Below are 15,272 nucleotides of genomic sequence, written 5' to 3'. Positions count from 1 at the left end.
GACGACGGCCCGCTGCCGTCCGGATGTGTGGAGGACGACCCTTGCCACGCGACACCGCTTCCCTCGCCCACCCCCCGCACGACACCACGCGGCCCTCCGGGGCCCGTCCGGTGCGCCTTCCGGTGTCGTACGCCCAGCGCCGCCTGTGGTTCCTGTCCCAGGTGGAGGGCGCCGGGGCGACGTACAACCTGCCCTGGGCGACCCGGCTCTCCGGCCGGATCGACCCGGGCGCGCTCCGGGACGCGCTGCGGGACCTCGTCGTACGCCACGAGGCGCTGCGCACCGTGTTCGAGGAGGTGGACGGCGTCCCCCACCAGCGCGTCCTGAGCGTGGCCGCCGCCGGGGACCTGCTCGACCTCACGACCTTCGAGGCCGGCGCGGCAGCGGCCGAGGCGGCCGGGGCGATCGACCGGGCCGCCTCCCACACCTTCGACCTGAGCGCGGAACTCCCTTTCCGCGCCGCCCTGTTCCGTCGCGGACCGGAGGACCACGTCCTCCTCCTCGTGCTGCACCACATCGCCGCCGACGGCTGGTCCCTCGGCCGCCTGACCCGCGACCTGGCCACCGCCTACGCCGCCCGCCGCCAAGGCCGCCCGCCCGCCTGGCGGCCGCTGCCCCTGCGCTACGCCGAGCACACCCTGCGCCGGCGCGCCGCCCTCGGCGACGAGAGCGACCCGGACAGCGTGTTCGCCACCCAGATCGCCTACTGGAAGGGAGCGTTGACGGGTCTGCCGGAGGAGATCGCACTCCCGGCCGACCGGCCCCGGCCCCCGGTACCCGGCCGCCGCTCGGGCGTGGTCCCCTTCGAGATCGGCGCGGACACCCACCGCGCGCTCGCCGCGCTCGCCCGCACCTGCCGCACCAGCGTCTTCTCCGCCTTCCACGCCGGGCTCGCGACCCTCCTGCACCGGCTCGGCGCGGGCCCGGACATCCCAGTCGGCTCCGTCGTCGCGGGCCGCACCGACAGTGACGTCGAGGACCTGGTCGGATGCTTCGTCAACACCGTGGTGCTGCGCACCGACTGCTCCGGCGACCCGTCCTTCCGGGACCTGGTGCGCCGCACCGGGCGCGCCGACCTCGCCGCCTGGGCACACCAGGACGTGCCCTTCGAGAGCGTCGTGGAGGCCGTCAACCCGCCCCGCGTGGCCGGGCGCACCCCCCTCTTCCAGGTCGGGCTCTCCGTACAGGACACGGCCGGGCCCGAGGGCCCCGGCGGCGCCGGCCGGGCGGAGTGGCCGGGAGTGCGTACGCAGCCGTACCCGGTCGGCCCGCAGCAGGCCAAGTACGATCTCAGCTTCGGCATCACCGAGCGGCGGTCGCCCGACGGGGAACCGGCCGGTGTGCACGGCGTGGTGGAGTACGCGGCGGACCTGTTCGACCACGCGAGCGCCGAACGGATCGCCGGCTGGCTGGTACGCCTCCTGGACCGGCTCGTCGCCGACCCGGACCGAGCGGCCGGCCGGGTCAGCCCGCTGTCGGCCGCCGAGCGGGACGCGGCGCTGCGCGGCGGGCAGGACCCGCACGAGGCGACGGGCGCCGAGGCCCCCGCCGCCGACGTGCCCGCCCTGTTCGCGGCCCGCGCCGCCCAGGACCCGACGGCCCCCGCCGTCACCGACACCGGCACCGGGGTCCGCCTCGACTACGCCGGGCTCGACGCCCGCGCCGACCGCCTGGCCCGCCGCCTCACCGCGCTCGGGGTGCGGCGCGAGGACGCCGTGGTCGTCGACATGGAACGCTCCGCCGCCCTGGTCGTCGCCCTCCTCGGCATCCTCAAGGCGGGCGCGCACTACGTGCCGCTGCACCCGGACCACCCGGCCGAGCGGGTGGGGCTGATGGCCCGCGAGACCGGCGCGCGCGTCGCCCTCACCGACACGGACCGCGACGGCACCCGGCTGCCCGCGCACCTGACCGTCCTGCCGGTCGGGCCCGCGGGCGCCCTCGCGGACACCGCACCGGACATCGCGCCGGACACGACATCGGACAGCGCACCGGAGGCCGCGTCCGGCCACCCCGACGCCACCGCCTACGTCATGTACACCTCCGGCACCACCGGACGGCCCAAGGGCGTCGCCGTCCGCCACCGCGACGTCGCCGCGCTCGCCGCCGACCCGTGCTGGCGCGGCGACGCGCACCGCCGGGTCCTGCTGCACTCCGCGCACTCCTTCGACGCCTCCACCTACGAACTGTGGGTGCCGCTGCTGAACGGCCGGACCGTCGTCGTGCACCCGCCGGGCCCCGTCGACGCCGCGTCCCTGGCCCGGGTCACCGCCGGGCAGGGCGTCACCGGCCTGTGGCTGACGGCCGCCCTGTTCGACCTGGTCACCGAGGAGCGCCCGGAGTGCCTGCGCGGCGTGCTCGACGTGTGGACCGGCGGCGACGTGGTGCCCCCGCACGCCGTCCGCCGCGCCCTGGCGGCGTGCCCGGGACTCACCGTGCACAACGGGTACGGCCCCACCGAGACGACCACGTTCGCCGCCCGGCACGGCATGGACACGCCCGACGCGGCGCACGGACCCGTCCCGCTGGGCGGCCCCATGGCGGGCAACCGCCTGTACGTGCTGGACAGCGCGCTGGAACCGGTGCCGACCGGTGTGACCGGCGAGTTGTACATCGCCGGGTCCGGCCTCGCGCGCGGCTACGTCGCCCAGCCCGCCCTGACCGCCGACCGGTTCGTGCCCTGCCCGTTCGGGCCGCCCGGCGAGCGCATGTACCGCACCGGCGATCTGGCGCGCCGCACCGGGGACGGCCTGTTCGCCTTCGTCGGCCGCGCCGACGGGCAGGTCAAGATCCGCGGTTTCCGTGTCGAGGTGGGCGAGGTGGAGGCCGCGCTGACCGCCCACCCGTCCGTCGGGCGGGCGGTCGTGACCGCCGAGCCCGACAGCGCGGGCGGCGGACGCCGGCTCGTCGGCTACCTCGTCGCCCGGGACGGCGCCGCCGACCCGCCCCCGGCGAACACCCTCGCCGACGAGGTGCGCCGCTTCGCCGCCGAGCGGCTGCCCGCCTACGCCGTGCCCTCGGCCCTCGTCGTCCTGGACGCCCTGCCGATCACCGCCAACGGCAAGGTCGACCGCCGCGCCCTGCCGGCGCCCGCCGTCCCGGCCCCCGGCGGCCGCGCACCGGCCGACGAGGCCGAACGCCGCATGTGCGAGCTGATCGCCGGCATCCTGGGCGTGCCCACGGTCGGCCCCGACGACGACTTCTTCCGCTCCGGCGGCCACTCCCTCGCCGCGATCCGGCTGACCCATCGTGTCCGCGAGGCGTTCGGCGCGGACCTCGCCATCGGTGACGTGTTCCGCACGCCCACCGCCGCCGGCCTCGCCGCCCTGCTCACCGGCGCCCGCCCCCCGGCCCGCGACCGGCCGCGCCCCGGCCCCCGGCCCGCCCGCGTCCCGCTCTCCCACGCCCAGCAGGGCCTGTGGTTCCTGTCGCAGCTGGAGGAGCGTCCCGGCTCGTACGCCGTTCCCCTCGCCTGGGCCCTGACCGGGCCCCTCGACACCGACGCCCTGGCCGCCGCGCTGCGCGACCTGGTCGTGCGGCACGAGGCGCTGCGCACCCTCCACCCGACCGCCGACGGCGTCCCCCACCAGAAGGTGACGGCCCCCGGGGACATCGGCGAGAGGCTGCGCCTGGAGCACACCGAATGCTCCCCCGGCGACCTGCCCGCCCACCTCGCCCGGGCCCGCGTCCACGCCTTCGACCTCGCCACCGAACTGCCGCTGCGGGCCCGCCTGATCCGCACCGGCCCCCAGGAGCACGTCCTGGTGCTGCTGCTCCACCACATCGCCGCCGACGGCTGGTCGTTGGGCCCCCTCGGGCGCGACCTGAGCGCCGCCTACGCCGCCCGCCTGGCGGGGCGGGCCCCCGACCTGCCGCCGCTGCCCGTGCAGTACGCCGACTACACGCTGTGGCAGCGCGACCTGCTCGGCGACCCCGCCGACCCGGACAGCGCGTTCGCCCGGCAGACGGCGTACTGGCGCGAGGCGCTGCGCGGCCTGCCCGAAGAGACGGCTCTGCCCGCCGACCGGCCCCGCCCGGCCGCGCCCACCCACCGCGCCGGGCGGGTGACCTTCGACGTGGACGCCGCCCTGCGCGAGGGACTCGCCGCGCTGGCCCGCGACGCCGGGGTCACCCTGTTCGTGGTGGTGCGCGCCGCCCTGACCGCGCTGCTGCGGCGGCTGGGCGCCGGCGAGGACATCGCGATCGGCACCCCGGTGGCGGGCCGCGCCGACGCCGCCCTCGACGACCTCGTCGGCTGCTTCATCAACACCCTCGTCTTCCGCGCCGACCTCAGCGGCGACCCCACCTTCCGGGACCTGCTCGCCCGCGGCCGGACCGCCGACCTCGCCGCCTACGCCCACCAGGACGTGCCGTTCGAGCGGGTCGTGGAAGCCGTCAACCCGGCGCGGGAGGCGGGCCGCAACCCCCTCTTCCAGGTCGGCGTCCAGCTGGAGCAGACCGCCGACGCCGCCGTGGAGCTGCCGGGGCTGACGGTCCGTCCCGTCCCGGCCGACGGCGACACCGCCAAGTACGACCTGAACATCGGCATCGCCGAGACCCCCGCCGGGCTGCGCGGCGTCGTCGAGTACGCCGAGGACCTCTTCGACCGGGCGACGGCGGCGACGCTGGCCGAACGGTTCACCCGGGTCCTGGCGCACGTGGTGCGCGAGCCCGACGCACCGCTGTCCCGCCTCGACATTCTCTCACCGCACGAGCGGCGGACGCTGACGCACGACTGGAACGACACCGCGCTCGGCGTGCCGGACCGCTCCGTCGTCGAGGTGTTCGAGGACCGGGCCGCCGCCGAACCGGACGTCACCGCCCTGGTCTGCCACGGCACCCGGCTCACCTTCGGCGAGCTGAACGCCGCCGCCAACCGCCTCGCCCGCCTCCTCGCCGACCGCGGCGCCGGCCCCGAACAGCGGGTGGCGCTGGTACTGCCGCGCGCCGCCTCGATGGTGGTGGCCCTGCTGGCCGTCCTGAAGACGGGCGCGGCGTACGTGCCGGTCGACCCGGACTACCCGGCGGAGCGCATCGCCTACCTGTGCGCGGACTCGCGGGCCGCCCTGGTCGTCACCGAGACGGCCGCCGCCGGGCACGTCCCCGCGACCGGCACCCCCCGCCTCACCCTCGACGCCCCGGACACCCGTGCCGCCCTGGCGGAGCAGGCCCCCCAGAACCTGACGGACCGCGACCGCCGCGCCGCCGTCCACCCGGCACACCCCGCCTACGTCATCTACACCTCGGGCTCCACCGGACGCCCCAAAGGTGTCGTCGTCGAACACCGGGCCCTCACCAACCTGTTCGCGGCGATGCGCGACCGCACCTGCCCGGCGATGGGGCAACCGCACCGGCGGCGGCGCCGCGTCGCGCACACCACCTCGTGGTCCTTCGACGTGTCCCTGGACGGCCTGTTCTGGATGGTGGCGGGCCACGAACTGCACCTGATCGACGCCGACACCCGCTTCAGCGCCGACCTCCTGGTCTCCTACCTCCACGCGCACGACGTCTCGGTCCTCAGCCTCACCCCCACCTACCTGGCCCAGCTCCTCGACGCCGGGCTCCTGTCGGCCCACTCCGCCGTGGACCTCCTGCTCATCGCCGGCGAGGAGGTCCCGCCCGGCCTGTGGCAGCGGCTGCGCACCCACCCCGAGGTCCGGTCCGTCAACCTGTACGGCCCCACCGAATCCACCGTCTACGCCCTCACCGCGCCCGTCGCGGACTTCCCGGAACCGGTCATCGGCACCCCGATGGGCAACCTCCGCGCCCATCTCCTCGACGCCGGACTCGGCCTCGTCCCGCCCGGCACCGCCGGCGAGCTCTACCTGGCGGGGGACGGCCTGGCGCGCGGCTACCTGGGCCGGCCCGCCACCACCGCCGAGCGCTTCGTGCCCGACCCGTTCGGGCCGCCGGGCTCGCGGATGTACGCCACCGGGGACCGGGGCCGCCGCCGCGCCGACGGCCAGGTCGTCTACCTGGGGCGCACCGACGCCCAGGTCAAGATCCGCGGCCACCGCGTCGAACTCGGCGAGGTCGAGGCGGCCCTGGCCGGGCACCCGGGCGTCGCCCAGGCGGCGGCCGTGGCCCGCCCCGGTCCCGGCGGCGACAAGCGGCTGCTCGGCTACGTCGTCCCCGCCCCGGGCACCGCCCTCGACGGCCCCGCCGTCCTCGACCGGCTCGCCGAGACGCTCCCCGCCCACCTGCTGCCGAGTGCGGTCGTCGTCCTCGACGCCCTGCCGCTGACCGGCAACGGCAAGACGGACCGCGCCGCCCTGCCCGAACCGGACTTCGCCGCCGGAGCCGGCCACCGCGAACCGGCCACCGGCACCGAACGCCTGTTGTGCGCCCTGTTCGCCGACATCCTGAGCCTGCCCCGGGCCGGTGCCGACGACGACTTCTTCCGCCTCGGCGGCGACAGCATCCTGTCCATCCAGCTCATCAGCCGCGCCCGGAAGTCCGGCCTCCTGCTGCGCCCCAGGGACATCTACCGGCACAAGACACCGGCCGCCCTCGCCCGGATCGCCCGGCGGCCCGCCCCCGACGACGCACCGCACGAGACCCGGTCCGCCGAACCCTCGCAGGGCCGCGCCCCCCGCACCCCGATCATCGACTTCTACCTGGAGACCCTGCGCGGCGCCGAACCGTTCTGCCAGTCGGTCCTGCTGCGCACCCCGGCCGCGGCCACCGAGCAGACCCTGCGCGACGCGCTGCGCACCCTGGTCCGGCACCACGACACCCTGCGCCTGCGCCTCACCCAGGACACGGGGACCGCTCCCGACCGGCAGGCCGCCCCTGATCCGCGGGCCGCTCCCGCCCCGCACGCCGACTCCGGTCCGCGAGCCGCCACCGACCCGCACGCCGACACCCGACCCGTGCTGGAGGTCCTGCCCGCCGACCTCGCCGGCACCCTCACCGACCTCGTACGCGTCGACTGCCAGGGGCTGAGCGAGGCGGACCTGCGCGCGGTCCACGCCCGGGAGAGCGAGCGCGCCGCCCGGCGGGTGGACTCCGTCACCGGGCGGATGGCCACCGCCACCTGGTTCGACGCCGGACCCGGTGAGGCCGGGCAACTGCTGTTGCTCATTCACCACTTGGCTGTTGACGGGGTCTCCTGGCGCATCCTCTCCGGTGACCTGGAACGGGCCTGGCAGGCGGCCCGGGACGGCCTGCCCACCACGCCCGCCGCCGTCGGCACCTCCTACCGCGCCTGGGCCCAGGCGCTGCACACCGAGGCCCGCACCCCCGCACGCCTCGCCGAACTGCCGTGGTGGGAAGGGGTGCTGGCCGATCCGGGGCCACTGCTCGCGCACCGGCCGGTCGATCCCGGCCGCGACACCTTCGGCACCGTCCGCCACCACACCACCTCCCTGTCCGAGGCGACCACCCGGGCCCTGCTCGGCCCGGCACCCGCCGCCCTGGACACGACAACCGACACGCTCCTGCTGGCCGCCGTCGGCGCCGCCGTCGCCGCATGGCGGCACGACACCGGGCGGCCCACCGGCCCGCTCGTCGTCGAGCTGGAGGGACACGGCCGGCAGGAGTTCCGCGACGACCTCGACCTGTCCCGTACCGTCGGCTGGTTCACCGACTTCCTGCCGGTGCGGCTGGCCCCCGACCGGGACCCGGCCGCCGCCCTGCGCGACGCGCACCGCGCGCACACCGCCACCCCCGCCGACGGCCTCGGCTACGGCCTGCTGCGCCACCTCAACCCCGCGACCGCGCCACGCCTGCGCCGCCTGCCGCCCGCCCAGATCGGCGTCAACTATCTCGGCCGGTTCACCGCCGCGGCGGCCCGAGACTGGACGCCGGCCCCCGACTCCGTCCTCGACAGCGGCGTCGACCCGGCGACGCCCGTGTCGCACAGCCTCGAACTGTCCGCGCTGGCCGTGGCGGACGGGGACACGGTCCGCCTGGAGACGACCTGGAGCTGGCCCGCCAGCCTGTTCGACGCGTGCGACATCCACGCGCTGGCCGCGCGATGGGACCACGCCGTCGAGACGCTCACCGCCGGCGCGGCCACCGGTACCGGCACCGGACCAGCGGCCCGCCCCGGGCCGTCCGCCCACACACCCGCAGACCACGCACCCGCAGACAAGGGGTCCGCATGACCGCCGTCGACACCGCGTTCCAAGAGATCACGCAGGCCCAGCTCCTGCCGAGGATGATCCGCCTGGGGGACAACCTCTACGGCGCCTCCTTCTCGCTGATGAAACTGGTGCCGGCCCGCCACATCCTGCTCAAGGCCGTCGAACGCGGCGACCTGGGCCCCGACACCGAGATCGTGGAGACCACCTCCGGCACCTTCGGCCTGGCCCTGGCCATGCAGGCCGCCCTGCTCGGCCGCCGCCTCACCCTGGTCAGCGACCCGGTCCTGGACGCCAACCTGCGCCGCCGCCTCCTCGACCTCGGCACCCGCATCGAGATGTGCGAACAGCCCGCGCCCGTCGGCGGGTACCAGGAGGCCCGGCTGCGCCGGCTCGCCGAGGTCCGCGCCGAGAACCCCGACACGTTCTGCCCCGAGCAGTACACCAACCCGGACAATCCGGCCTCGTACGCGATCGTCGCCGAGCACATGGCGGCCACCGTCGGCCCGGTCGACTGCGTGATCGGCCCGGTCGGCTCCGGCGGCTCGATGTGCGGCACCGTCGGCGCGCTGCGCTCGGCGCGCCCCGGCGTCGCCGCCGTCGGCGTCGACACCCACCGCAGCGTTCTCTTCGGGCACGACGACGGCAGCCGGGCCCTGCGCGGCCTCGGCAACAGCCTGATGCCCGCCAACCTCGACCACACCGTCTTCGACGAGGTCCACTGGTGCACCGTCGGCGAGGCCTACGCCGCCACCCGCCGGCTGCACCGCGAGCACGCCCTCTTCCAGGGCCCGACCAGCGGAGCCGCGTATCTGGTGGGCCGCTGGTGGGCGGCCCGCAACCCCGACGCCCGCTGCGTCGTGATGCTGCCCGACGAGGGCTACCGCTACCAGGAGACCGTCTACGACGACACCTGGCTCGCCGCGCGGGGCCTGCGCCCGGACGTCCTGCCGCAGGCCCCGGCCGAGGTCACCGACCCGACCGTGCCGGCCACCGCGTGGAGCCGCTTCGCCTGGCGCCGGCGTGCCTTCGAGGACGCCACCGGCCGCAGCCGGCCCCGGCGCGCCGTCGAGGCGGGAGCCCTGCGATGAGCACCGCGACCGCGCCGGGCCGGCTCACCACCACGGTCGGCCGCCGCACCCAGCGCCTCGTCTACGGGCGGCCCACCCCCGAGGAGATCGGCCGCGAACTCGCCCTGACGAGCACCGTCGACCGGGCCCACCTGGTCATGCTCACCGAGCGCGGGCTCGTCGGCCCCGAGGACGCCGCGGCTCTCCTGGCCCGCATCGAGCGGTTGCGCGCCGAGCAGTTCGCCCCGCTGCACCACGCGCCCACCCCGCGCGGCCTCTACCTCGCCTACGAGAACCACCTGATCGCCCACCTCGGCGCGGAGGTCGGCGGGCGGCTGCACACCGGCCGCTCCCGCAACGACCTCAAGGCCACTGTCCAGGCCATGGACCTGCGCACCACCCTCGCGGGCCTGGGCGGCGAACTCGTCCGCCTCCAGGCCGTGCTGCTCGCCCGCGCCCGCGCCCACCGGGACGTGCTGATGCCGGTGCACACCCACTACCAGGCCGCGCTGCCCATCACCTACGGCTACTACCTGGCGGGTATCGCACTGGCCCTCGGCCGTGACATCACGGCGCTCGACGACGCGGCCCGCGGCCTGGACCGCTGCCCGATGGGCGCGGCCGCCGCCGCGGGCTCCGAACTGCCCATCGACCCGGCACGGGTGGCCGGGCTGCTCGGCTTCGCCGGACCGGCCCGGCACGCCCTGGACGCGGTCGCCAGCCGCGACACCGCGCTGCGGGCCCTCGCGGCGGCGGCCGGGGCGGCGCTGACCGTGTCGCGGCTCGGCACAGACCTCCAGCTGTGGAGCACCACCGAGTTCGGCTTCGTCACCTTCCCCGACCGGCTCGTCGGCGGCAGCTCCGCCATGCCGCAGAAGCGCAACGCGTTCCTGCTGGAGCACGTCAAGGCGCGCGCCGCGACGGCCATCGGGGCGTGGACGACGGCCGCCTCGATGACCCGCTCCACCCCGTTCACCAACTCCATCGAGGTGGGTACCGAGGCGATCGGCGCGACCGGGCCAGGACTGCGCGCGGTCGCCGACACGGTGCAACTGGCCCAGAGCCTGGTGCTGGGCGCGCGCCCGGTCCCGGAGCGGATGCTGCGCCGCGCGCAGGAGGGCTTCGTGGGTGCGACGGCGCTCGCCAACCTGCTGGTGGGGGAGGGGGTGCCGTTCCGCACCGCGCACCGCGACGTCGGCGACGCCGTGCGCCGCGCCGTGGAACGCGGCGACACCCGGCTGACGCGCGCGGACCTGCCGCCCGAACTGGCCGACACCGAACTGTCGTTGACGTTCCTGACGATGCGTCAGAGGGCGGGCGGTCCCGGCGACTTCGACGCCGTGTTCGCGGACGCCCTGGCGGACTGCCGGGCCCACGCGGACCGCGCCGCCCGCCGCCGCGCCGCCCTGGCCACCGCCGGCGCCGCCCTGGACGAGGCCGTCGCCGCGCGCCTGACCCGCCGCCCGGCCCCCGCCGCCGGGGGTGCCCGCCGATGACCGGCACCCCGCACCCCGCGCCGCCGCCCGTCCTGGCCCTGGTGGAGAGCAACACCACCGGTTCGGGGCGGGAGTTCGCCGCCGCCGCCCGGCACCTGGGCCTGCGGCCCGTCGTACTGACCGCCCGCCCCGAGCGCTACCCGTACCTGGCCACGGACGGGGTCGACCACCTGCCCGTCGACACCGAGGACCCGGCCGCCGTGCGGAAGGCGGCCGATGAACTCGTCGGTGCGCCGGGCGGGTTGAGCGGTGTCACCTCCAGCTCCGAGTACTACGTCGCCACCGCCGCCGCGACGGCCGCCGCCCTGGACCTGCCCGCCCCCGACGCCGACGCGATCGCCCGCTGCCGCCGCAAGGACCTCCAGCGCGCCGCGCTCGCCACCGCCGGCCTCGCCCCCGGCTTCCGCACCGTCACCGGCCCGGACGCCGCCCTGGACGCGGCCCGCGCGCTCGGCTATCCGGTCGTCGCCAAACCCACCACCGGCTCCGGCTCGGTCGGCGTACGGCTGTGCCCCGGCCCCGACAGCCTCCACCGGCACGTGACCGGACTCCTCGCCGCCGCCACCGACGAACGCGGCCGGCCGGTGCCCCGCCGGGCGCTGGTGGAGCGCTACGTCGACGGCCCGGAGTACTCCGTCGAGACCTTCGACACCACCCCGGTCGCCGTCGTCGCCAAACACCTCGGCCCCGCACCGCACTTCGTCGAGACCGGCCACGACTTCCCCGCCGACGTGCCGGGCGCGCTCACGGCCGCGCTCGCCGACGCCGCCCTCGCCGCCCTCGCCGCGCTCGGCCTCGGCTGGGGCGCCGCCCACACCGAACTGCGTGTCGGCCCGGACGGACCCGTCGTCATCGAGGTCAACCCCCGGCCCGCGGGCGGCATGATCCCGGCCCTGGTCCGCCTCGGCAGCGGCTTCGACCTGGTGTCCGCCACCGTCGCACGGGCCGTCGGCCGCTCCCCGGACCTGAGGGCGCGGCCCAGGGCCCGTACCGCCATCCGGTTCGCCGTCGCGCGGGAGGCCGGCACGGTGACCGCGCTCGGCGGACTCGACGCCGCGCGCGCCGTCCCCGGCGTCGCCCACGCCGAGTTCACCACGGCTCCCGGCGAGCGGATCACCCTCACCCACTCCTTCCGCGACCGCGTCGGCTACGCCCTCGCCACCGACCCGGCCGACCTCACCGACCCCGCCGGTTCCGCCGACCCGGCGGCCCCCACCACCGCCCGCACCGCCGCGGACCGCGCCGCACACGCCGCGCGCCTGCTCACCGTCACCACCGCACCCGAGAGGACGCCATGAGCGAGACCGCCACCCCCACCGCGCCGACCGAGCGGACTCCGGCGACCGTCATCGGCCGCTGGACCACCCCCGGCCCGGCCCCGGCCCCCGGGACCGGCCAGGTGAGTGTCCCCGTGCCCGAGGAACTGGCCCGCGCGGTGCGCGACCTCGCCGCCGCCGAGGGCGTCGCACCGCAGGCCGTTCTCCTCGCCGCCCACCTGAAGGTGATCGCCGCGCTCGCCTCCGAACGCGAGATCGTCACCGGGCTGCGACCGCGCCCCGGCGCCCCGGCGGCCCGCTGCCACGCCGTCCTCGCCGACGGGCCGTGGCGCGCCGTGCTGGCCACCGCCCAGGCCGCCGTCACCGCGGCCGAGGCCGCCCCGGGCGCGGCGGAGTCGTCCGACGACCCCGCCGAGACCCTCCTCGACCTCGGTGCGCCGCACGGCGGCCCGGACCCCGACGACACGCCGGAGCCGCACGTCGTCCTGCGGGTCGCCCACGTCACCGGAGCCGACGGCCCCTCCCTGCGCGTCACCCACCGCCAGGAGGCGCTGCGGCGCGACTTCGCCGAGCGGGTCGCCGGCTACCAGCTGACCGCCCTGCGGCTGCTGACCGCCGACCCGGACGCGGGCCACCACGAGCAGAGCCTGCTGACCGCCGAGGAGGCGGCGTACCAGCGCGACGCCCTGGCCGGGCCACAACACCCCCTGAGCGAGAGCACGTTCGCCGAACTGTTCCAGGCGCAGGTGGCACGCGTGCCCGACGCCGTCGCCGCCGTCCACGGCGACCGGGCCTGGACGTACGCCGTACTGAACCGCCGCGCCAACCGGATCGCGCACCGCCTCCTCGCCGCGGGCCTCGCCCCGCAGGACGTGGTCGCGGTGGCGGCCGACCGCACCCTGGAGTGGCTGTCCGCCGTACTCGGCGTGCTCAAGGCCGGCGGCGCCTACCTGCCCGTACGCCCCGACTTCCCCGCCGCCCGCGTCGCCACCCAACTGGAGCGCAGTGACTGCCGGTTCGCCATCGCGGAACCCGCCGCCCGGGCTCTGCTGCACACCGCCGCTAAGGAGGCCGGCCGCGACTGCGCGATCCTGCTCACGGAGTCCGAGTCCGACGCCGGCACCGGATCCGGCACGGTCGCCGACACCGACCCGGGCCTCCCCCTCGCCCCCGACCACCTCGCCTACGTCTACTTCACCTCCGGCTCCACCGGCACCCCCAAGGGCGCCATGTGCGAGCACGCGGGGATGCTCAACCACCTCGCGATGAAGATCGAGGACATGGACGTGCGGGCCGGGGACACCGTCACCCAGACCGCCTCCCAGTGCTTCGACATCTCCCTGTGGCAGCTGGTGGCGCCGCTCCTGGTGGGCGGCACCACCGAGATCATCGACACCGGCGTCCAGCTCGACGTGGGCCGGTTCGTCGACCGGATCGCCGCCGGCGGCGTCCACGTCGTCCAGGTCGTGCCGTCCTACCTCGACGTGCTGCTCACCCACCTCGAACGCCACCCGCGCCCGCTCGGCGACCTCAAGACCCTCGCCGTCACCGGCGAGGCCCTGCGCGACGAACTGGTCCGCCGCTGGTTCGCCCTGCACCCCGGGATCACCCTGGTCAACTGCTACGGGGCCACCGAGGTCTGCGACGACACCATGCACGGCATCCTGCACGCCCCGCCGGTACGGGACTTCGTCACCGTCGGCACCAGCCGCCGCAACGTGGCGACGTACGTCGTCGACGAACAGCTGCGCCTGGTGCCGCTCGGCGCCCCCGGCGAGATCGTCTTCTCCGGAGTCAGCGTCGGCCGCGGCTACATCAACGACCCCGAGCGCACCGCGCGCGCCTTCACCGCCGACCCGCACCGGCCCGGCTCCCGCCTCTACCGCACGGGCGACTTCGGCCGCTGGCTGCCGGAGGGCGAGATCGAGTACCTGGGCCGCCGCGACGAACAGGTCAAGATCCGCGGCTACCGCATCGAGATCGGCGAGATCGAGAACCGGCTCACCTGCATGCCGTCCGTCGGCCAGGCGGCCGTCGTCATCGAGTCGCACCCCGGCGGCGGCCGCAGCCTCACCGCCTTCTACGCCGACCACGACACGGCCACCCCCGCGGACCCGGTGGAAGCCGCCGACCTGCGCGACTTCCTCGCCGCGAGCCTGCCCGACTACATGATCCCGTCCTACTTCCACCGCGTGGACCGGCTCCCCCTCAACGAGAACGGCAAGATCGACAAGCTGCGCCTGACGGCCCGCGCCGCGCGCCTGCGCCAGGAGGCCGACGCCTACGAACCGCTGGCCACACCGACCGAACGCCGGCTGGCCGCCCTCTGGGCGGAGACCCTGGGCATCCCGGTCGGCCGCATCGGACGGGGCGACGACTTCTTCCGGCACGGCGGCACCTCCCTGTCCGCGGTCCGGATGCTCGTCGGCCTCGACCGGGCCGTCTCGCTGCGCCGGCTGATGGCCGGGCCGACGCTGCGCGAGGTCGCCGCCGCCGTCGACGAGCACACCGGCGCCGCGGACACCCCGAAGGACGGCGACGAGGGGCACCTGCCGCTCCTCCAGCCGCTGCCGGGGCCCGCACACCCCCGGGCCACCCTGGTGTGCTTCCCCTACGCCGGCGGCAACGCCGTCAACTTCCAGGGCCTGGCCGCCGCCCTGGCCCCCGAGGGCGTCACCGTCCTGGCCGCCGAACCGCCCGGCCACGACGTCGCCCGCCCCGGGGAGGCGCTGATCGGCCCCGAGGAGACGGCCCGCCGCGCGCTGCGCGACCTGGCCCCCGCCGACGGGCCCGTGCTGGTCTGGGGCCAGTGCGCGGGCGCCGCGCCCGCCCTCGCCCTCGCCCGCGCCCTGGAAGAGGCCGGCCGCCCCGCCGCCGGTCTCCTGCTCGCCGCCGCCCTGCTCGACGACCCCGCCGGCCTGCGCGAGGAGGCCGCCGGGATCGCGGCCCTCACCGACCAGCGGATCGTGGCCCTGCTGCACGACGACACCGCCTACGTCGAACTGGACCTGCTCAAGGACGAACGCGCCGGGGTCCTCGGCCGCGCCTACCGCCACGACGTCGTCACCGCCCACCACTACCTGGCCGCGCTCCAAGAGGGCGCCGCGCCGCCCCTGCGCACGCCCGTCGTCGTGATCACCGCCGCCGACGACCCCGGCATCCCCGAGGACCGGGCCCGCGCCCACGGCTGGGACCGGGTCGCCGCCGCCACCCTCCACCACCGCCTCGACCACGGCGGCCACTCCTTCCCGCGCACCGCCCCCGAGCACGCCGCCGAACCGGTCCTGAAGGCCCTCGCCGGACTCCCGGCCCCGGCGGCCCACGGCACCGGACGGCGGTCGGCGTGAC

Annotated in this window: 5 protein-coding genes; all 5 read left to right on the top strand. The window is 76.6% G+C overall.

The genetic code is table 11. The features are described from left to right. Nucleotides 1-41: 41 nt before the first annotated feature. Genes ACGFZL_RS13090 through ACGFZL_RS13070 form a run of 5 tightly spaced genes read left to right on the top strand, consistent with a single transcriptional unit; the run spans nt 42 to nt 15,271 of the window. Entirely contained in the window at nt 42-8,105 is an 8,064-nt protein-coding gene (locus tag ACGFZL_RS13090; RefSeq protein WP_393691121.1) for an amino acid adenylation domain-containing protein, read from the top strand. Further along, nucleotides 8,102-9,172, top strand: a complete 1,071-nt coding sequence (locus ACGFZL_RS13085) for a pyridoxal-phosphate dependent enzyme (RefSeq protein ID WP_393691119.1) — start codon at nt 8,102-8,104, stop codon at nt 9,170-9,172. Before ACGFZL_RS13090 ends, ACGFZL_RS13085 begins: the two co-directional genes overlap by 4 nt. Next, nucleotides 9,169-10,647, top strand: coding sequence for an argininosuccinate lyase (locus ACGFZL_RS13080; protein WP_393691117.1), 1,479 nt, complete (start codon nt 9,169-9,171; stop codon nt 10,645-10,647). The genes ACGFZL_RS13085 and ACGFZL_RS13080 overlap by 4 nt, the downstream gene beginning before the upstream one ends. Next, entirely contained in the window at nt 10,644-11,945 is a 1,302-nt protein-coding gene (locus tag ACGFZL_RS13075; protein ID WP_393691115.1) for an ATP-grasp domain-containing protein, read from the top strand. The genes ACGFZL_RS13080 and ACGFZL_RS13075 overlap by 4 nt, the downstream gene beginning before the upstream one ends. After that, nucleotides 11,942-15,271: an amino acid adenylation domain-containing protein gene (locus ACGFZL_RS13070; protein ID WP_393691113.1), complete on the top strand. Its 3,330-nt coding sequence runs from the start codon at nt 11,942-11,944 to the stop codon at nt 15,269-15,271. The genes ACGFZL_RS13075 and ACGFZL_RS13070 overlap by 4 nt, the downstream gene beginning before the upstream one ends. Nucleotide 15,272 lies beyond the last annotated feature (1 nt).

The sequence above is a fragment of the Streptomyces sp. NPDC048182 genome (assembly GCF_043202555.1).
Lineage (GTDB): Bacteria > Actinomycetota > Actinomycetes > Streptomycetales > Streptomycetaceae > Streptomyces.
The sequence above is the reverse complement of the archived record's forward strand: the minus strand, read 5'-3'. Positions and strand labels throughout refer to the sequence as shown.

What these genes read in the sequence shown, in the direction of transcription:
- ACGFZL_RS13070 (WP_393691113.1), top strand. Translation starts at nt 11,942, where the DNA reads ATGAGCGAGACCGCCACCCCCACCGCGCCGACCGAGCGGACTCCGGCG.
- ACGFZL_RS13080 (WP_393691117.1), top strand. Translation starts at nt 9,169, where the DNA reads ATGAGCACCGCGACCGCGCCGGGCCGGCTCACCACCACGGTCGGCCGC.
- ACGFZL_RS13075 (WP_393691115.1), top strand. Translation starts at nt 10,644, where the DNA reads ATGACCGGCACCCCGCACCCCGCGCCGCCGCCCGTCCTGGCCCTGGTG.
- ACGFZL_RS13085 (WP_393691119.1), top strand. Translation starts at nt 8,102, where the DNA reads ATGACCGCCGTCGACACCGCGTTCCAAGAGATCACGCAGGCCCAGCTC.